Origin of the sequence: Hymenobacter sediminicola (assembly GCF_014250515.1) — a bacterium.
In the GTDB taxonomy this organism is placed as follows: domain Bacteria; phylum Bacteroidota; class Bacteroidia; order Cytophagales; family Hymenobacteraceae; genus Hymenobacter; species Hymenobacter sediminicola.
Genome location: NZ_CP060202.1, coordinates 307653 through 326752 on the forward strand (window position 1 = coordinate 307653; position 19100 = coordinate 326752).

Genomic DNA, 19100 nt, shown 5'->3' on the forward strand with positions numbered 1-19100 from the left:
GTCGGAACCTCACCCTCTTTTTGATTTTAATCGGCCGGTTGCTTAGTCCAGGGCCCTCTCACGGAACAGTACGTAGCCAATGTGGGCAAACACGCCGAACTGGTGGTCAGGGTCATCGTAGTGAATGAACTGCAGGGCAGCCGGCCCAACGGGAGTTTGGTACACGAGGCCGGTCATGGCCGTTAGGTAAGGACGGCTGACGGTGGGGCCACGCCGGGGCAGCAATGGATTGTCATTTTCCCGTTCCCAGGGCCGAAACAAGGTGTGTACGTAGGCCTCAGTGCGCCATTCCAGAGAGCCCACAATGGCCTTGATGTACTTCAGCCCCACTGCAGCATAGGCTGTGCCGCGGTAGCGGTCCAGGAACTGCGTGCGCGAATCGGGTAGGGGCAAAAACGCCGGTGCTGACGTCAGGGACGAGCGGTAGGTGGCAAAGCTGCCCTGCGTGGTGGCTACCGCATCAATGGTGTAGCCCCAGGCATGCACCCGCCGGCCCACCGAATCGACCTTGTGAAAAGTGAAATACTGCTCGGTATACGCCCGGGCCTGCACCCATTTGTGGTCTTTGGTGCGGCCATTCAAGCCATTTGCTGTAGAGCCCGGTGAGTAGTCTTCCTCGGCCAATATACCTCGGAAGGAAAAATCAGCCCGGCGTCCGCTCACGGCGTATTGGCGGCGGTTCAGAGAGTTGCGCTGGAACTGCAGGGCGGCCGTGAGACCATCCAGCCGGTTCTGGTCCAGTTCGGCGCCAGAGCTTATTTCGTTGGTATTGGCAAACCGGTCGCGGCTCGTAAACACGCCCCCGCTCAAGATGTAGCGGCTACGGTAGTTGGGGCTATAACCAATCTGCAGGTAGGTTTTTAGGTCGCGCTGCTGCAGCTGCGTGTTCTGGGCCGTGCTACCCAGCAGGCCACCAGTGTCTTGGTAGTTGAAATTATTGAACGTGACGGTGGGCTCGAAATAGAGCGGTGCCCGGCCCGGCACACTCACCCGAAACGACCCTTGGGCCCCGTTGTAGAAGCGCCCAATAGTTGCATTGGCCTTGATGGTATAGAGGTAGCGGTTGAGGTAGCGGTAGGCGCCGCCCAGGTAGAAATTGCTCATGGACCGCGACGACAGCAGCACGCCCAGATCAGTCGTTAGGTTAGAGTTCTGGCGGGCATCCAGGTTGAGTTCGTAGCCTTCCAGCTTGCTGTCGTAGCGCACCCGTGGGTACACGTTGTTGAAGAAGTCGTTGTTGACGAGGCGGTAGTAGCCCTCTTCCACATCACCTGGCGAGTAGGAAGAGCCAGTGCGCTGGAAGAAGCGCCGTACGAATTCCTGCTGTTGCTTCGGCACGCCCTGCACCGTAATCTGCTTGAAATCGGGCTTAGGGGCACGCTCCTGAAACGCCCGGCGCCGCTGCTGCAATGCCAGCGTGTCTTCGCGCCGCTCAATACGAGTCAGCAGTAGTTCTAGCTTGCGCTCAGTGGCTTGCTGCCCCAGGTTTACCAGTTGCTTTACCTTGTTGAAGTCAGCCGCTGTGATACCCTCCAGGTTGGGTTGTATGAAGATACCGTTGCGGCCTACTGAAGCAGTATCGGCCACGTTGGAACCCAGAAACAGCAGAGTGCTGGTGAGAAGCGCATCGTCTTTGCCCTTGGGATATTTATTGAAGGCCACGTCGCCTACGTTCACCCCAATCATGATATCGGGCTTGAATTCCTCGCGCATCACGCCAGTCGGGAAGTTGTCCACCACGGCGCCGTCGAAGAGGTAGCGGCCATCTTGCTGCCGGATCGGGCGGAAAGCCAGCGGAAAAGCCATGGAGTTGCGCACCGCATCGGAGAGTGAGCCGCTGCGCTGCACTACCCGCTCCCGCGTAAACACCTCGGAGGCCACACTACGGTAGGGCACCAGCAGTTTGTTGAAATCGTAGCCGGAGATGGCGCCGGCCGGGGCCAGCATAGTGGCCAGTACGTAGTTGAGCGTGACGTCATCTACGAGTTTAGGCGTTACGCGCGCTTTCAGGGTCGAGTCGATGGCCAGGCGCAGGTGCAAGGCGGCGGGGTTGTAGTCGCCGTCGTAATAGTTGTACACCTTGCCTTCCAGTGGCTCGCCCGAAACCCAGTTCTGAAACTCGGGCTTGAGCACAATTTCCTCAATCTCGCGGGGCGAATAGCCAGCCGCATACATGGCTCCCACAATTGCGCCCATACTCGTGCCCACAATGTAGTCGATGGGGATGCGGTTCTTCTCCAGCACCTTCAGCACTCCCACGTGGGCCAGGCCCTTAGCCCCACCTCCCGATAGTACCAGACCTACCTTTTGTGCCTGCACCGTTGGCACGGCCAGCAACAGACTTATCAGAAAAAACTGTAGAAAGCAGTACGTTTTACGCATATAACGGAAGCAAAAGCCCCACAGTGGGGCGTGGCCTTCCTACGCAATGATTGGGGAGTGGTTGCCGGGTCCGGCAGGGGCGAGGTGGTTATTTATATAGATATGAAAATATAAAGCGCTGCAACCCTTCTGACGCGCCATATGTGGCTGTTCAATGGCATAAGCAAAGGGCTGTTTTTCGGCAACCAAAAGCATCACCGAAGCTGCCAACAGGGTTTCTGGTTGCAGTGATAAACCACAACCGGATTAGGGTGCCAGCCAAGCGCCAAGCGGGCCAGGTAGGTTGCGCAAAATGCAGAAGGCAGTAGCCATTGCTATTATTCCCCAGCCAAGCGCCGGGCTATACAAGAAGGTCAGGCGCCGGGGCGTGCCGGCCAAGTAGCCGCGAGCCTCTTCCAGCAACCCTAGCATCACTACCGGCGACAGCAGTGCCGCCAGCAGATTGAATCCTGCCGCCTGCACCACGTGCCCGTGCAACAGGGCATGCAATGCCCGTTGCGTGCCGCAACCGGGGCAGTGCAGCCCCGTCAGCCAGTGCACCGGGCAGCGCGGAAAAGGGTAGTGCGCTGGGTCGAGGCGAAAATAAAGAACGGCCAGCGCCAGCCCGGCCAGCAGGCCGAAAGCAGTGGCACCAGCCGTTCTTCGGGTCAGTAGCATTGGTACTACAGCAACGAGTTGTTTAGTCGTTGAAAGCGCCTAACAGGCCGCCGCCAATGCCCATAATCACAACCAGCAGAATGTAAAGGCCAAAGAGGACAGCCGAGCTGATCAGCGCGTATTTCACCCATTTGCCAGCATTGCGGGATGCCTCTTGGGCACCGGCGTAGTCGCCTACTGATAGGCGGGAGTTAACGTTGGCTGCGTTGATAATAGCCACGATACCAAAGGGCAAGCAGCAGAAAATAGTCACCAGAATAGATTCAACGAGCCAGTTTTTGGGCGGAGGACCACCAACTGGGGGCACACCGGTAGGCGAAGCGTAAGGTTGTTCCATGCAGGAAAAGAGGAGATTAAGTGAATTGGATGGCGGAAAGTAAATATTCCTTTTTCAATCCCCAACTTCTGCACTAGCAAGTCACTATTTCTTAAAGAGGACAATACACAGCTGCTACCTAATAGCCTGTCATCCTTCCTGCCTACAGAAAGCGAGAATACGTCAACGACAGATCAGACTGTTGTAACTTGTATTGAGTCCGCTCAGTTGGGCTTCCTATGTTCATGCTCTGCATATGAATTCCTAAATCCAGTAGACCGATGGCAGTTCTATAGGTAATTCCGCCACCACCACGCACCAATACATGCCACTTATCCATTCCCAAATCATAGGCACTCGGTTTATCATAGGTGGCTTCTGGAATGGCCTGGTACCATGCCCGTGAGCTCAGCAGGTAACTGATTCCACCACCACCTTCTATATAGGGGTGTACCCGCCGCTCATTGCGCCCCACCTGCCAACGCAGCATAAGAGGAAGTTGCAGCAGTTCTGCTTTGAGGTCCGCACTCCGGACAAAATAGTTTACAGCTGCTGTTGGTTGGTCTCGCACCACCACGTAGGAGTGCGCTTTGGTATAGATGCCCTCCACTACAGCCCGCAGGCTGCCACCAATTGGAAGTACGAGTTGTATGGCTGCTGTGAGGTTCGTATTCGAAGCAGGTCTCCGAAAGCCGAAGTCATGGTTGTTGTCCAGATACCATAGTTGACTGCGCTGTAACCCAGCCCGAATTCCTATGGCTACGGGTTGGCCAACTCCCGGATAGTACCGCTTCGGTACAGTAGTGGGCTGACAATCATTATACTGATTAACAACTTTTGCCAGAGGAACCCGGGCATATAGCAGCCGTTGTTTGCTACGGTCTGCCACGACAAGGCTAGGGCACTGCGCAACTACGTTTTGCAGCATCGGCTCAAATTGGGTGCGGGCCAGCGGCAATACGTTGCCACCAGCCTGCTCCAGCATAAAATCAACGGCCGGGAGCGGCGAGTAGCCAGTGTATAAGCTAAGTGGCCCGCTGCTGATAACTTCCAGAATGCGTAGGCTGTCACCGGTTATCATTCGGGTGCGAAATGCCTGACGCCCATCGGTGGTGCCTGCGGCACTTAGCTGCGCTGCCCGAAGAGTTTCTGTCGAGGCATTGGGAGTTGCACGGAAACGAACCTGGCCCAACAGGCGGGTGGCACGCAAAACATCAACATAGCCGCGTACTGTGTCGGTAGGAGCGGTTCGGCGCACGATGTAGCCGGGTTGGAAAACAGACTGTTGAGCAGTTGTCAGGAGCGGTAGTAAGCTCAAGACGCCCAAGCATAGGAAACGACGCATGTTTTGAGGAAGTATAATTTCTCAAAACTACCGAATTAGTCTGCCCGCCTTACCATTTCTTGAAGATGACATATACAGCTGCTACCAGCAAGCCGAAGCCCAGCAAGTGGTTCCAGGCCAGTTTGTCGGTTTTGAACACATACACGGCGCACAGTGTGAAAACCGTCAGGGATACTACTTCCTGAATGACCTTGAGCTGAAACAGGCTGAACGGCCCACCGTTTTCCTCGAACCCAATGCGGTTGGCCGGCACCTGAAACACATACTCGAAGAAAGCCAGGCCCCAGCTCACCAGTATCACGCCCACCAGACCCAGCCCGTGCAGCCACGAAATCTTTTTGAACTGCAAATGCCCGTACCAGGCAAACGTCATGAACAGGTTGGAAATGGTAAGCAGCACAATGGTGGTCAGGCTTTTCATGAGAGTAGGCAGATAATGGGAGTGCAAAGCACGGTATCTGCTGCCAGCTTGCCTAGCGCGGGCCGGTTAGTCTTCGTGGCCGGGTATGGCGGCTTGGGGCGCGGCCTGTTGCAGCTCTTTGGCTTCGCGGGCGAGGCGTAGCTTTTCTTTCTCTGAGGGCTGCTTAGGCAAGGCGTCCAGGTCGGGCTGGCCAGCATCTACCCAGCAGGTGTACCAGAAAGCCCCAATCAGGCGCTGGGCCAGGCGCATCTGCCGCTCCACCTGCCCCGTGAGCCGCTGGTGGTACTCGCGGCTGAACTCGCGCGAGTACACACGCACGGTCTGGTTGCCGCGCTCCTCAAACCCAAACTTCTTGTCCTCGGGCATCTTGGCTGTCAGGTCCCGCTCAAACGTCAGCACCGAATCGACGGCGGCATTGGAACGGGCCACGGCCGCCCAGATGGTTTCGGAGGGCCGCTCGATGTACGGGGCCGGACCGGTAAAAAAATCGTAGTTGGCGGCCAGTATTTCGGGCAGCCGAGACTCCCAGAGGCCATGAATGCCACGCTGGCCTGTGAGTTGGCCATTGTAGTTGTGGGTAGTGTGCAGTGGCACGCAGGCATCAGCAATGTAGTGACCCATGTCGGCAGAGAGGCTCAGAATCCGGTCGGCGTCGCGCTGGCGGAAGGCCTCCGTAAGCTGGCCTTTCATGCGTATCACTTGCCAGGGCACAATGCCGTGCTTCATCAGCGAGTCTTCCCCGAATTTGGCCACTGCATCGGCGTAGGAGCGGGGCAGCCGGGCCAGGGCCGAGTCTCCATATACATCTACGTCAAGAAAGTGGCGGGCCGCCTCACCAGGCACCACCGAGCGTCGCGAGTCGGGCCGGGTGGCATTTTCGGTCAGGTATTCGATGTTGGTTTTGTAGAAGCCCATCATGTCGGGCGGCAGCGTAAACACGGCCAGCCGATTGATAAGCCGGTGCCCGAAAAATCCCCACGCCTGGGGCCGCTGCGGCAGCAACAATAAAAAGGCTAAAAGCAGCAGTATACGAGGCATAGCGTCTGGAACACAACGGATAGAGGCGAGGAAGATACACGGAGTTATTGAGCCAGACAACATCCCAACTCCCGAACGGCTCAGGCCCGGTCGCGCACCACCTGATACAAGGCTTCGCGGTAGGTTTCGCCCACCGGAATGGCCTTGTCGCCTACATACACCGTGTTGCCGTCTACCATACTGATTTTGTCCAGGGAGATGATAAACGACTTGTGCACCCGCAAAAACGGCGGCTGCGGCAACTGCTCGGCCAGTTCCTTGAGCGTCTGGTAGGTCACGAGGCGCTGGCCCGGAAGTACCAGCGTGAGGTAGTTGCCCAACGCTTCGGCGTAGAGAATATCGGCGTGGTTGACCCGCAGAAACTTGTTCTTGCTTTCGCCTTTTACAAACAGGTGGCTGACTGCTGTAGCACTGGCTGGGGCGGCAGTTGAGCCGGCAGCAGGAGCCGGCACTGCCGGCACTGGCTGGGCTTTTTGGGCGGCGCGCAAAAACCGGTCGAAGGCAATGGGCTTGAGCAGGTAATCAACTACATCATATTCGTAGCCTTCCAGCGCATACTCGGGGTAGGCGGTAGTCAGGATGACTTTGCAACGGCCGCCGCAGAGCTTCAGGAACTGCAGACCGGTTAGCTCGGGCATCTGAATATCCAGAAAAACCAGGTCGGCGCGGCCTTCCTGCACCCATAGCAGCGCCTCAATGGGGTTGGTAGTGAGGCCCGCCAGCGTCAGAAACGGAATTTTCTCGATGTAGCTGGCCAGCAGCCGGCCGGCGTAGGCTTCATCATCCACCACAAGGCAGCGCAGCATAACAACAGCAGTAAGTAAAACAGGAAATACACGGCCCGTAAAGCTGCAGAATCCGCCGCAAACCGCCGCCCGGTTCTCTACAGCTCCAGGTCCAGGGTTGTGTGGTAGACCCCGGCCGCCTGCTGCACCCGCAGCTGATGCCGGCCCGGATACAGCAGTTCCAGCCGCCGCCGGATATTGGCCAGCCCGATTCCGGTAGTGTGGTCTTTCTGGTTCTGGCTGATGTAGTTGTGCACCTCAAACCGCAGCCGCGTCGGGGCGGGCAGCGTTAGGCGGATAGCAACCGGCTGCTCTGCGCGGTTCACGACACCGTGCTTCAGCGCATTTTCCACGAACGGAATCAGCAGCAAAGACGCCACCCGTTGTCCGTTGAGGCCAGCCGGCGTCTCAAAAGTCACAAAGAAGTTGTCTTCGAAGCGCAGCCGGTGTAGCGCCAGAAAATTCTCCAGGTACTCCACTTCCCGGCGCAGCTCCACTTTGCCGTCGGGGCTTTCGTGCAGCATGTAGCGCATCAGGTCTGAGAGGCGCAGCGTAGCCTCAGCCAGCGGCTCCGAAACTAAGTAAGCCTGCGCGTAGAGGTAGTTGAGCGTGTTGTAGAGGAAATGCGGATTGATCTGGGTTTTGAGAAAGGCCAGCTCCGCCTGCGTTTTTTCCTGCTGCAGCTGTTGGGTTTCGCGCTGCTTTTCCCGCAAGAAAGCATCCTGCACGCCCCAGGCGGCGGCGGCCACCATCATCATGGGCAGGCCCCGCTCGGCATTGTCGCGGAAATACGCCAGCAGATCTACCTCGCCGGTGTAGTTGCTGAAGCCAAACAGCAGCGGCAGCAGCACCTGTTCCAGCGCGTAGCGGGTAGCCGTAAACACCACCGGCGCCAGCGCCAGCCCCAGCAGTAGTTGCGGAATGCGGGTTTTGCGCAGATAACGCGGAAATAGTACCAGAAAGCAGTAGTAGAAGATGCTCATCATGCTGAGCCGAAACGTGAACTGCAACACCAGCAGCACGCCTTGGTTAGGCAGATGCTGCCCATAGATGCCCACAAAGTCGTAGGCCAGCAGCAACGCCCAGCCCAACCCATGAAACAGCCGCATTTGTCGGTTCATCATCCGCCAAAACTAGCTGCTTAGGGTGGCATTATGCGCTATTTTATGGCAACCTACCGGTTGCTTATGTCAAGCCATGCATTCGGCTGATAACCTAGCTATCTGGCCGCGCGCCGTGGGTTGGCATCAGGATTTGAGGGGTTGGCATAATAAAGTTTGGGCTGCAGGTCAAGACTAGCACTTTTGGGTATTCCTCCACGTAGCTGCTCGTCATGTCTGTTTCTCGTCTGTTTTTGTCTGTTCTGCTGAAGCGGCTGTTGGGGCTGTTTCTGGCCGTTGCTGTGCTGCCCGCCGCCGCACAGGCTCCGCTGGAAGTGCTGGTGGTGGCATCGTCGCACGTCAATGGCAGCCCGGCCGAAGAATACCGCCCCATCATCGACAAGCTGAAAGCCTACAAGCCCGACATGGTCTTCAGCGAAAATGTGTCGGCGGCCGAAATGCAGCAGCTTCCCACAGATGGCTACTCCCGGCAGATGTTCGGGCCGCGCTATCAGTATGTGCAGCGCCTCAGCCCCCGTGCTAAGCCGTTGTCAGATAAGGCCGTGGCCAAAACGGAAAAAGCCCTAGTTGGCTTTCCGTACTACCACAACGCCCGCACCGACCTGGCCCGCCACTATGTATTGAACTACGACCGGTCGGGCGCTGAATACCAGCTTTACGTGCTGGAAACGCACATGAAGCCCCGGTTTGGCAAACAGGAGCTGGCCTACTACACCACCGTTTTTGGCAGCTCAGATTCGTTGCGCGCTAAGAAGCTGATCCGTCCTACCAGTGAATATCAGACAATCTATTTTCCGCTGGTCTATGAGCTGAACCACCCCCGGATTTACCCCATGGACTGCCAGCTCTACGACGAGCCCTGGAGCCTGGCCTGGCAGCGTACGCAGAAAAGTGTGGAAGCCCTGCTGGCCCGTGCCAAAGCCGACTCAACGCTGCCCGAAGCCGCAACGGCGCGGAAAATAGCCGCCTCGAAAAAAGCCTACAGCCACTTCTGGAACGACATCAACACCAGCCTGGATGCCTATCTGGCCATGAGCACGCCCCGCTACGATGCGCTGGATGAGGCCTTCAACTTCTACGGTGGCGAAGCTCTGTACGGCGCTCCAGGTTTCCCTACTGAAGAGGTGAAAGCCATGAAAGCCCAATGGCTGCTGCGCAACCAGGGCATGTGCGCCAACATTGTGCGACAGGCGCGTGCCCAAGGCGCCCGCCGTGTAGTGGTGGCCGTGGGAGCTTCGCACGGTCAAATCCTGCGGGAGTTGCTGGCTCAGGTGCCGGGCGTGAAAGCCATCCGCTTCACCGAGCTGCCCTAACGCCCTTTGCATTATCAATGTGAGCTATACGAGTGCAGATGAGCACGTGACCAATACCTTGTGCCGATAAAAAGGCCTGCTGCAGTAGCTACTGCAGCAGGCCTTTCCTTTTTCAGAAGCTGCGGTACGTGCTACCGCCGGCCCTGGCCCGCGAAACGCATACGGTAGTCAGCATTCACGTCGCCCTTACTGATACGCGTAAGCTTGCCTTTGATGAGCTGCTTTTTGAAGCCCGAAATCTTGTCGGTAAACAGCACGCCTTCCAGGTGGTCATACTCGTGCTGAATCACGCGGGCTGTCATGCCCGAGAACGTGTCTTCATGCACCTGGCGCTGCTCGTCTTCGTAGCGAATGACAATGGTTTCGGGGCGGTACACCATTTCGCGCACACCCGGGATGCTCAGGCAGCCTTCTTCAAAGCCCCACTCCTCGCCGGTTTCGCTCACCATCTGGGGGTTAATGAAAACGCGCTTCACACCTTGCTCAGCATCGGGCAGCGGTTCGCCGGTTTCTTCGTCTTCTGAGTCAATCATTGGCTCCGAGTCGATGACGAACAGGCGTATGCTTTTGCCCACCTGTGGAGCAGCCAGCCCTACGCCGTGTGCGTGGTACATGGTATCGTACATGTCCTGCACAATCTGCTTCAGGTCGGCCGCCGGAAAGTCTTGCGGAATATCTTTGGCGCGGGCTTTCAGTACTGGGTCACCGAAAGCAACTATGGGGTAAATCATCGGGATTCGAGGAAAGATTGCAGAATAAGGGTCGCCGACACCCGGTCGACGGTGGCTTTGTCGCGGCGGTCCTTTTTGCTGAGGCCGCCGGCCAGCATGGCGGCGTGTGCCATGCGTGAGGTATACCGCTCGTCTATCTCATGTACCGGCACCTCCGGAAACTGCTTCCGCAGGCTGCGTATCAGGCCTACTACGGCGCTGGTACTGTCAGTGGCTTCGTTGAGCAAAGTGCGCGGCATTCCCACAACCAGTGCGTCTAAAGGCTCGCGCTGGTGATAGGCTTTCACAAAGGCCAGCACATCTTTGCTGTGCACGGTGTCAAGAGGGGTGGCAATAAGCTGGAGCGGATCCGTAACTGCCAGCCCCACACGCTTGTGGCCATAGTCGATAGCAAGAACACGGCCCATTGCGGAACAGGATGAGGAGTAAGCAGAGTGCAGCCGGTACGGCCGCCGCCCCAAAGATACGACGCCCTGCCAGAACCGGTAGTAGCCAGCTAGCAGTCTGCCGATTGAGCAATCCGGCTCACCGAGGATTTCGTACACTTCACCGAAGTGTTTTAATCTTCATATAATCATAAACATACCTTTGTTTTGGCTGCCGGAGAGTTTACGCAGATTTGCACTCAATTCGACCCAAAATGGGAATATATTGGGCTAAAGAAAGATGAAATTGCATTGTTATCGGATAATTCATATTGCCTAATAGATGCCTTGATTTTCTTGGAAAAGTTTCAATAGATTTGAAATTCTGTGCATCTCCTCAAGTTTCTTTTATAGCCCAAACCACTACTCTCTCAGTATCTTATGGCAGTCGAGTTTAAGCCTCAGCCGATGGTTTCTGTGGAGCCCGAGCCGCGCAATGCGCGGCGTCGGGTGCAGCAGCCGTTGTTGTTGGCATTAGTGCTGGCATGTGGGGTACTGCTGGGAGCCAACCCCTTCCGGCCGTCTGACCAGAATCCGAATGGCACGGCTCGGGGCTACCTGAAGTTCAAGGAGATTCTAAGCTACGTAGACCGCGACTATGTAGACTCCGTGGATGCCGAGGCACTGTCTGACTATGCCATCGGGCGTATGCTGGAGCGGCTCGATCCGCACTCGGTGTTCATTCCGGCCAAGCAGCAGCAGCAGGCCTCCGCTTTTCTACAGAGTGATTTTGACGGGGTAGGGGTGGAGTTCAACATCTTCCGCGACACCGTGACGGTGGTAGCACCGCTCAGCGGCGGCCCCGCCGAACTGTCGGGCCTGCAGCCCGGCGACCGTATTCTGGCCGTAAACAACGAGCGGGTTTCCGGCAAGCAGCTGTCTACGGAACAAGTGTTTGGCAAGCTGCGTGGTCCGCGCGGCTCCAAGGTGCTGCTGCAACTGCTGCGCCGCGGCCAGGCCAAGCCTCTGAACGTCATGTTGACCCGCAACCGCATCCCCAACAACTCGGTGGATGTGGCTTACCTGCTCGACGCGCAAACGGGCTACATCAAAATCAGCCGTTTCGCCAGTGGCACCTACGACGAGTTCAAGCAGGCGCTTGGCGACCTGCGCCGCCAGGGCATGACCAGTCTCGTGTTGGATTTGCGCGGCAACCCCGGTGGCTACCTCGACCGCGCCACTAAGCTGGCCGATGAGTTCATTGGGGGCACGCGCAAAATTGTATACACCGACGGCAAAGGCGACCAGTACGACACCCAGACCTATTCGCGGGTGCTCGGCGAGTTTGAGGAAGGCCCGCTGGTAGTGTTAGTAGACGAAGGGTCAGCCTCAGCAGCCGAAGTGGTGGCCGGCGCCCTGCAGGACCATGACCGCGCGCTAGTGGTTGGCCGCCGCACCTTCGGGAAAGGACTTGTGCAGCAGCCCATTGCCCTCAACGATGGTTCGGAGCTGCGCCTGACTATTGCCCGCTACTATACGCCTTCGGGCCGGAGCATCCAGAAATCATATAGCCACGGCCTGGCGGCCTACGAGCAGGACCTGCAGAACCGGCTGCGCCACGGTGAGTTGTTCCACGCCGATAGCATCCATTTCGCCGATTCGTTGCGCTACCAGACGGTGCACGGGCGCACAGTGTATGGTGGGGGCGGCATTATGCCCGACCTGTTTGTGCCGCGCGACAGTTCAGCTTACTCTGCGTACTACACGCGGCTGCAGAGCCATAATCTGGTGCGCGAATTCGCTATCAACTACTTCCAGAGCCACCGCCCCGAACTGGAGGCGTTGCGCCCGGAGCAGTTTCTGAGCACCTTCCGTATTTCGGATGCGCAACTGCAGGAACTGGCTGAAATTGCGGCTCGCGACGGTATGCCAGCTAACCCTTCGCATCTGCGCCGCTGCGCCAACCTCCTCCGTAATCAACTCAAAGCGTATATTGCACGTAGTGCCTACGGCAAACCGACGTATTACGCGGTGCTGAAGGAGCAGGACGCCGAGTTAAAGCTGGCCCTACAGGCCGTTGCCGACGGATCGGCTAATCCCATGCAAAAGCTGTCAATGAAATAATAGTAGTTAGAATTAGGGGAAAACTATACTGCAGAACGGCCGGGGTGGGGACTCCGGCCGTTTTTGATTTTAACAACTGTTACTGCCCCAGATCCTGATACCGAAACTCCCGCGTCACACCATCGAATGGCTTGCCATCTACTTCGGCGTAGGGGTAAATGAAATAGTTGAGCGGCTGGCCTTGCTGAGACGGCCTAAGAGGTACATCGCGGCCTCGGGTGAATTCGACGCGGTTTTCGTCGTGGGCGCCGAAGAAGTAGGCGCGGCGGCTGGGGTCTTTGGCCGCTTCCGAGGCATCGACGGGTACCCAGCCAGTTTGCTTGGTGTAAAACTCAGCCCAGCAATGGTAGCCTTTGATTTCGCCTGCGCCACGCTCCGCAGGTAGCGGAAACCCTATGCTGAAACGCGCCGGGATACCCAGAGCACGGCAGTAGCCAATGAACACAGCGTGAAAATCGGTGCAGTTGCCGCGGCGGGCGTCGCAGGCATAGTAAATGTCGCCGCGGCCCCAGCCTTGGCCGGTTTTGTCGTACGTGACGGTGCTGACGACGTGCTCATAAATGGCGCGTGCCTTTTCGAGGTCGGTTTTGGCCCCAGCTTTGGCCACCACTTCCTGCGCCCAGGTTTTGATTTTGGCATCCAGCGGCACCAGTCGGTCGGGGGCCAGCCAGCGGGCCATGTCGGGATCCGTAGGTTCGATGGAGCGGGTGTTGCGGACCTTCGCCTCTTTCGACGGTGAGAGGAACGGGTTCAGATGTTCGCGCCGTGTAGCCTCAAAACGCATAGCAACGCGCAGATTGGCAGCCTGAGAAGCCGATACTTTTAGGTGCAGCACCTGGTTGCCGTAGGGGGCTGCAGCAAGCTTGTAGGGCGCCGAGGCCGTGATTTTCAGGTTTCGGATGTCCTGCGAAGCGTCGGGGTGAGGCACCGGCAGCCACAGCTCCAGCGAGTCGGCTCCGGCTGGCAGGGCGGGGACGGTGGCCGCGTAGTCGAAGGTGAAAACGCGGGTGCGCGGTGCCGGGGAGGGCGCGGCGGCCAGCAGTGCAAAACCAACCGGCAGCAGGCTACGAAAACGAACAGGGCGCATAAGACAGTGAAACAGCGAAGGCCAACAAGCAAGCCATAGCTACCCAAGACGCAAAAGAGGGTAGTTACGTTCCGGTACTGCCGGCCCTGCTGCGCCATGGCGGAGCAGGAGCGTGGGCTTCTGCCAAACTTCTTACCTTCACGCTACAGACTCCGTACCTCATTTCCCACCCGCAACGCTCGTTTTCCGCATGGCTTACTACCACCGCCTCGGCCAGATTCCGCGCAAGCGCCACACCCAGTTTCGCCAACCCGACGGCTCGCTGTATGCCGAGCAGCTGGTAGGCACGCTGGGTTTTCATGGTGTGTCGTCTTTGCTCTATCATAAGCATCTGCCCACCGAAATCCGCACGGTAGGCACGCCTGAACCGTATAGCCCCAAGTTGCTGAAAGACCGGCCGCTGGAGCCAGCTCACCTGCGCACCTTGTCCCAGACTACCACCGGTGGCGACTATCTGCAGGCCCGCCAGACCATGCTCGGCAACGCCGACGTAACGCTGAGCATCTGCAACCCCACGGAAAAGCGGATGCAGTACTATTACAAAAACGCGCTGGCCGATGAGGTGATTTTCGTGCACGAAGGCCGGGGCGAGCTGTGGAGCCAGATGGGCAAAGTGGCCTTCGAGCCCGGCGACTATATCGTTATTCCGCGCACCATCATCCACCAGCTGCACTTCGAGGACGGGCCCGTGCGCCTACTCATCATCGAGTCGTTTAGCCCGGTGGAAACCTGCCGCCGCTACCGCAACCATTTCGGGCAGCTGCTGGAACACTCGCCTTACTGCGAGCGGGACATTCGGCCGCCCCACGAGCTGGTGACGGAAGACGTGCAGGAGTCGGGCGAGTACTTGGTTAAGATAAAGAAGGAAGGCCAACTGCACCACCTCACCTACGGCCATTCGCCGTTTGATGTGGTAGGCTGGGACGGCTATTTCTACCCCTACGCTACCAGCATCCACGATTTTGAGCCCATTACGGGCCGCCTGCACCAGCCACCACCCGTGCACCAGCATTTCGAGGCCAACAACTTCGTCATCTGTTCGTTCGTGCCGCGCCTCTTCGATTACCACCCGCTGAGCATTCCGGCTCCTTACAACCACTCCAACGTCGATTCAGACGAAGTGCTGTACTATGTGGCCGGCAACTTTATGTCGCGCAAGGGCGTGGATCTGGCCTCATTTACGTGGCATCCCAGCGGCATTCCACACGGGCCACACCCCGGCACCGTAGAGGCCAGCATCGGCAAGAAGGAAACCCACGAGTTGGCTGTAATGGTGGATACATTCCGGCCGCTCTACCTGACCGAAGCGGCGTTGCCTTACATAGACCCGCGCTACCCCATGAGCTGGCAGCCCGGCTTCGTTCCCGACCCGCCGCGCTCCGCCGACATGATGGATTAGCAGTTGAGCAACATTGAGTTGTACGGCTTCCTGAATTTTTTCGGGAGGCCGTTTTATTTGCCGAAACCGCCAAACCACCCAGCGGTGTGGCGCGTATTTTCGGGGCAAAATTCAACTGCCATGAAAAAAATACTGTTTGTTCTGCCGCTGCTGGCCTTGGTGCTGGCAGTGGGCTGCAAGAAGATTGATAAGCTGCTGACCTTCTACATCGAGGACTCGCAGAATATCCGCATTGCCAGCAACTTTCCCCTTGGTACGCTCGTCCCGCTGACGCCTATTTCAGTGCCTACCAAGTCTGAAGAGCGGTTTAGCAATGAGGGCACCCGCGCCGACCTGGTTAAAAACGTGAGCCTCAACCGCCTCACGCTTACCATCACTGACCCCAGCAGCGAGAACTTCGACTTTCTGCGCCGCATCGAAATCTACATCAGCACCGACCAGAACGACCAGGTGCTGCTGGCCTCGCTGGCGCAGGTACCTGCCGGCCAAACCAGCATCGAGCTGACGCCCACCAACGCCGTGCTCGACAAGTATATCAAGGCTAGCAGCTACACGCTCACGACCAAAGCCGAAATTGCCCGGCCCATTTCCCGCGACATTACCGTGCGCTCCGATTCTCGCTTCAAAGTCACGGCTGACCCGCTGTAAGCTCATCCCCACCACAATAAAAAGCCCCGACCATGAAGATGGTCGGGGCTTTTTATTGTGGTGGCCTATTCTATCGGGTCGTCGCTGGCAATAGTGTTGTATAGCTCTACCATTTTTACCACGTCTTCCAGCTTATCGTAGCGCCAGCCCATAGCTTTAATCTGCTGCTCCATTTCCGACGCATGCTTTTTAAAGAGCCGCATGATGGATCGGTCAGGCGTCAGCTCAACAGCTACATCTGGTTTTTCGGGCTGTATGGCATACAGGGTAGTAGTCTGGGTCTGGTATGCCGGGCGCATTTCGGTGTTGAGCGCCAGGTTCATCTGGGGGCCGTGCTCCACATACACATGGCGCGCCAACAGATGGATTGCCCCGGTTGTGTTGAGAACCTGCAGCATACCGCGGCCGCTGCCTGACCGCAATGAGCGGTACTTGACCTCCCGAAACTGCAGTGGCACCTGTCCGGCCGCCGGAATCAGCGTAAAGCCTTTCAGAGTGCCACCTGTATAGACCTTTATTCCGTCTGGCGCTGCTGCATCCTGCGCCTCCAGCCATTGCAGCTTCAGGTTGTAGCGCAACCCCGACACCGGGCTGGTTTGCCCGTCAAGCTGCTGGATGGTTCCGGCATGCCAGCTTTGTTTCTGGCCATAGTAGCCTAGCACCGGTGTGCCCGCAATGGCGGCTGCTCTGTCGCTGCTACGCTGGTTCAGGTTTTGGGTAGAAACGGTACGGCCACTCACAATGTCGGCCATATCCAGGGCATTCAGACCATTTTGGGCAACAGAAGTAGTGGGATGCACAAGGCAGATGGCCAACGCCAAGCCAGGCACCAGAATACGTTTAGCTGTCATAGAAGCTGAAGTTGAAAAGAACTACTTCGCCGGTGCAGCCGGCAGAGTGTTGTAGTAGTCCACCATCTTCAGCACGTCGTTCAGCTTGGCGTAGTCGAGGTTATTGGTTTTGGCGTAGGCGTCCATCTCGCCGGCACGGGCCTTGAACACGCGCATGATGCCGCGGCGGTCTAGCGTCAGCTCGGCGGCAAAATCGGGCTTGGCCGACTGGGTGTAGAACAGGCTCGTGACGTGCAACTGCTGCGCTGGGCGCACCACTGTATTCAGGGCCGGGTTGATTTCGGCAGCGCGCTCCTCGAACGTATGGCGGACCAGCAAGCGCACGTCGCCGGTGCGGTTCAGCTCTTCCATATAGCCGCGACCCGAGCCGGTGCGCGTAGAACTGTACTTGTACTCGCGGAACAGGTGCGGTGCCTGGCCAGCGGCCGGTACCAGCGTAAAGCTTTTGAGAGTACCCGATGGATACACCCGGATGCCGCCCGGTACAGTAGCATCCTGCGCCTCCAGCCATTGTAGCTTCAGGTTGTAGCGCAACCCCGAAACCGAGCCATTTTCTCCGTCGAGCGGCTGCACAGTGCCTGCGTTCCAACCTTGGTTGTAGTAGCCCAGCGCCGGCGTACCCGCAATGGCCGCCTCCTTGTCGGCGGTGCTCATATTGAGGTTGCGGGTGGAAGTTGGCCGGCCGCGTGTGATATCGGCCATATCGTAGGAACTCATGCCAGCCTGCGCCATAGCCGAAGTGGCCGCAAAAGTCAGTGCAAACAAGACCGGGATAATAGGTTTCATACAGCTAAAATGATTGAAATACAGACGGTAAATATACGGCTTTCCCAGGCTCATAAGTTCCTGGCAATGGCATAAGTCGGGCCTATAAAACGTTCGTCCGGGCGGAAGCGGAATCTAGGTGCTGGCACCCGATTCTACTCCCGCCCGGACGGTTCTGTTTGTCTGCAAGGTTACTTCCGCTACCGGTTGCGGCCGTACTGCTCGTGGCTACTCACCCAGTCGGAGCTGCTGATGGCGGCGCCCAGGCTCAACTCACCGGCCAGCACTACACCGGCCACTATTTCCGCAAACTTATTCACGGTGCCGCGGCCCACGCAGCCCAGCATCCGCAGGCACTCGTTCTGGGTGGCTAGGCCGGTGCCGCCGCCGTGCGTGGCCACTATCAGACTCGGGATGGTAATGCTGATGTACAGGTCGCCTTCGGGCGTGATTTCCGAGTATAGCACGCCCGCCGACGACTCCGATACGTTGGCTACATCCTGGCCGGTGGCAATGAACAGGGCCGTAATGCCATTGGCCGAGTGTGCCCCGTTGTTGTTGGCGCCGCTCAGAAACGCACCCACATTGCTCACCTGCCCGTGGTAAGCCAACTGCTCGGGCGTCACGCGCATACGCTGCTGCAGAATGTCGCGCTTGATGACGGCCTCCGCTACTACCCGCTTGCCCCGGGTGCGCATCACGTTGATCTGAGACGCCTTTTTATCAGTGGCGAAGTTCGATTCGAGGTAGAAGTGGCGAATGGGTACGCCTTTGTAGTTCTCCAGAATCCAGGAGCAGGCCGCGAAGGTGGCACGGCCCACCATGTTCTGGCCGGCCGCGTCGCCGGTGCTGTAGTTGAAGCGCAGAAAGGCAAACTTGTTGCTCAGATACGTATCAATGTACTGCAGCTTGGCCACGCGGGAGGTGCTCTCGGCCTCGGGCCGGATCTGGTCGATATTCTCCTCTACCCAGCGGCCAAAATCTCGCGCCCCCCGTGCATCGTCAAACACAAATACCGGGGCCCGCTGCATGGCGTCGCCGATGACGGTGCACTTAGCCCCTCCGCAGAGGTTGAGGAGCTGAATACCGCGGTTGTAGCTGGCCACCAGCGTGCCTTCGGTGGTGGCCATCGGAATCAGGAAGTCGCCGTCGGCGTGCTCCCCGTTCACGCGTAGCGGCCCAGCCAACCCTACCGGAATCTGGGCCACGCCCGTGAAATGCTCACAATTGCCCTGCAGGTCGTGGGCATCGAAGGAGTAGTGCTTGAGGTGCTTGAACTCCTGCCCCGAAAACTCCTCGGCGAAGCGCTGCCGGGCCTGAATAGCCGCGTCGGAGTAGTCGTCTTGGTCTTGGCGCGGAATGCGGTTTTTGTTTTCCTGCTGCTGCGCAATGGCGTCTTCCACCTCCACGGTCAGGTCGCCGAACGGGTCGGCGGCAAACTGTACCTGCACCGTATGAATACCTTCCTTGAGGTGCTCGGTGGCCAGATGGAACGTGGCCGCCTGGCCCACCGGCAGCGTGAAGCCGGCGCTGTCGGCGTTGAAGGTAGTGGCGGGCCGTACGTCGCCCTCGCCCAGGTCCAGTGCAATCTGCTCCACGCCAATCTTCACGCCGTCAATCTGCACATGGTCGATGCGCGTGATGCGCACCGTATCGAGGCGGTTCTTGATGCTAAAGGCTACGCCTTCGGGCGTGTTGTGCAGGCTGCCGCGGGTGTAGAGCAGCTTGAGGAGCATAGGGCTGGGCGTGAAG

18 protein-coding genes are annotated in these 19100 nt (G+C 58.0%); 4 read left to right on the top strand and 14 right to left on the bottom strand.

Annotated elements, in window-relative coordinates:
* Window positions 1–42: 42 nt before the first annotated feature.
* The 8 genes from H4317_RS01280 to H4317_RS01315 all read right to left on the bottom strand — a co-directional run bounded on the left by H4317_RS01280 (window position 43) and on the right by H4317_RS01315 (window position 8068).
* Window positions 43–2382 (bottom strand): patatin-like phospholipase family protein, encoded by a 2340-nt coding sequence (locus H4317_RS01280; protein WP_185888397.1) that lies wholly within the window; start codon window positions 2380–2382, stop codon window positions 43–45.
* Between the two features lie 246 nt (window positions 2383–2628).
* A complete protein-coding gene (locus H4317_RS01285) occupies window positions 2629–3039 on the bottom strand; it encodes a DUF2752 domain-containing protein (RefSeq protein WP_185888398.1) in 411 nt (136 codons plus the stop codon).
* A gap of 22 nt (window positions 3040–3061) precedes the next feature.
* A complete protein-coding gene (locus tag H4317_RS01290; protein WP_185888399.1) occupies window positions 3062–3376 on the bottom strand; it encodes a CD225/dispanin family protein in 315 nt (104 codons plus the stop codon).
* A gap of 142 nt (window positions 3377–3518) precedes the next feature.
* On the bottom strand, window positions 3519–4700 hold the full coding sequence (locus H4317_RS01295; protein ID WP_185888400.1) for a porin family protein: 1182 nt from the start codon (window positions 4698–4700) through the stop codon (window positions 3519–3521).
* 49 nt (window positions 4701–4749) lie between these two features.
* Window positions 4750–5121 (bottom strand): DMT family protein, encoded by a 372-nt coding sequence (locus H4317_RS01300; protein WP_185888401.1) that lies wholly within the window; start codon window positions 5119–5121, stop codon window positions 4750–4752.
* Between the two features lie 66 nt (window positions 5122–5187).
* Complete coding sequence (locus H4317_RS01305; RefSeq protein WP_185888402.1) at window positions 5188–6159, bottom strand: zinc dependent phospholipase C family protein; 972 nt, start codon at window positions 6157–6159, stop codon at window positions 5188–5190.
* Window positions 6160–6239: 80 nt separating this feature from the next.
* The gene (locus tag H4317_RS01310; RefSeq protein ID WP_185888403.1) at window positions 6240–6965 is read right to left on the bottom strand and encodes a LytR/AlgR family response regulator transcription factor; all 726 of its coding nucleotides are present in this window, start codon (window positions 6963–6965) and stop codon (window positions 6240–6242) included.
* A 77-nt stretch (window positions 6966–7042) separates the two neighbouring features.
* On the bottom strand, window positions 7043–8068 hold the full coding sequence (locus H4317_RS01315; protein WP_185888404.1) for a sensor histidine kinase: 1026 nt from the start codon (window positions 8066–8068) through the stop codon (window positions 7043–7045).
* 209 nt (window positions 8069–8277) lie between these two features.
* Between H4317_RS01315 and H4317_RS01320 the strand changes: the two genes are divergently transcribed.
* Window positions 8278–9378: a DUF5694 domain-containing protein gene (locus H4317_RS01320; protein ID WP_185888405.1), complete on the top strand. Its 1101-nt coding sequence runs from the start codon at window positions 8278–8280 to the stop codon at window positions 9376–9378.
* A 131-nt stretch (window positions 9379–9509) separates the two neighbouring features.
* Here the strand turns inward: H4317_RS01320 and def are convergent, their stop codons facing one another.
* Together def and ruvX are read right to left on the bottom strand one after the other, a co-directional pair.
* On the bottom strand, window positions 9510–10109 hold the full coding sequence (gene def / locus H4317_RS01325) for a peptide deformylase (RefSeq protein WP_185888406.1): 600 nt from the start codon (window positions 10107–10109) through the stop codon (window positions 9510–9512).
* On the bottom strand, window positions 10106–10516 hold the full coding sequence (ruvX, locus tag H4317_RS01330; protein ID WP_185888407.1) for a Holliday junction resolvase RuvX: 411 nt from the start codon (window positions 10514–10516) through the stop codon (window positions 10106–10108). The genes def and ruvX overlap by 4 nt, the downstream gene beginning before the upstream one ends.
* A gap of 399 nt (window positions 10517–10915) precedes the next feature.
* On the opposite strand from ruvX, the gene H4317_RS01335 reads away from it, so the two are divergent.
* Window positions 10916–12598 (top strand): S41 family peptidase, encoded by a 1683-nt coding sequence (locus H4317_RS01335; protein WP_185888408.1) that lies wholly within the window; start codon window positions 10916–10918, stop codon window positions 12596–12598.
* A gap of 79 nt (window positions 12599–12677) precedes the next feature.
* Here H4317_RS01335 and H4317_RS01340 read toward each other — a convergent pair whose 3' ends face one another.
* Window positions 12678–13685, bottom strand: a complete 1008-nt coding sequence (locus H4317_RS01340) for a transglutaminase-like domain-containing protein (RefSeq protein ID WP_185888409.1) — start codon at window positions 13683–13685, stop codon at window positions 12678–12680.
* Between the two features lie 190 nt (window positions 13686–13875).
* Here H4317_RS01340 and H4317_RS01345 point away from each other — a divergent pair, with 190 nt between their 5' ends.
* On the top strand, window positions 13876–15084 hold the full coding sequence (locus H4317_RS01345) for a homogentisate 1,2-dioxygenase (RefSeq protein WP_185888410.1): 1209 nt from the start codon (window positions 13876–13878) through the stop codon (window positions 15082–15084).
* 120 nt (window positions 15085–15204) lie between these two features.
* A complete protein-coding gene (locus H4317_RS01350) occupies window positions 15205–15732 on the top strand; it encodes a hypothetical protein (RefSeq protein ID WP_185888411.1) in 528 nt (175 codons plus the stop codon).
* Between the two features lie 65 nt (window positions 15733–15797).
* On the opposite strand, the gene H4317_RS01355 is transcribed toward H4317_RS01350, so the two are convergent.
* The 3 genes from H4317_RS01355 to H4317_RS01365 all read right to left on the bottom strand — a co-directional run bounded on the left by H4317_RS01355 (window position 15798) and on the right by H4317_RS01365 (window position 19084).
* The gene (locus H4317_RS01355) at window positions 15798–16583 is read right to left on the bottom strand and encodes a hypothetical protein (protein WP_185888412.1); all 786 of its coding nucleotides are present in this window, start codon (window positions 16581–16583) and stop codon (window positions 15798–15800) included.
* Between the two features lie 21 nt (window positions 16584–16604).
* Complete coding sequence (locus tag H4317_RS01360; RefSeq protein WP_185888413.1) at window positions 16605–17369, bottom strand: hypothetical protein; 765 nt, start codon at window positions 17367–17369, stop codon at window positions 16605–16607.
* 179 nt (window positions 17370–17548) lie between these two features.
* A complete protein-coding gene (locus H4317_RS01365; RefSeq protein WP_349772188.1) occupies window positions 17549–19084 on the bottom strand; it encodes a hydroxymethylglutaryl-CoA reductase in 1536 nt (511 codons plus the stop codon).
* Between the last annotated feature and the right edge of the window lie 16 nt (window positions 19085–19100).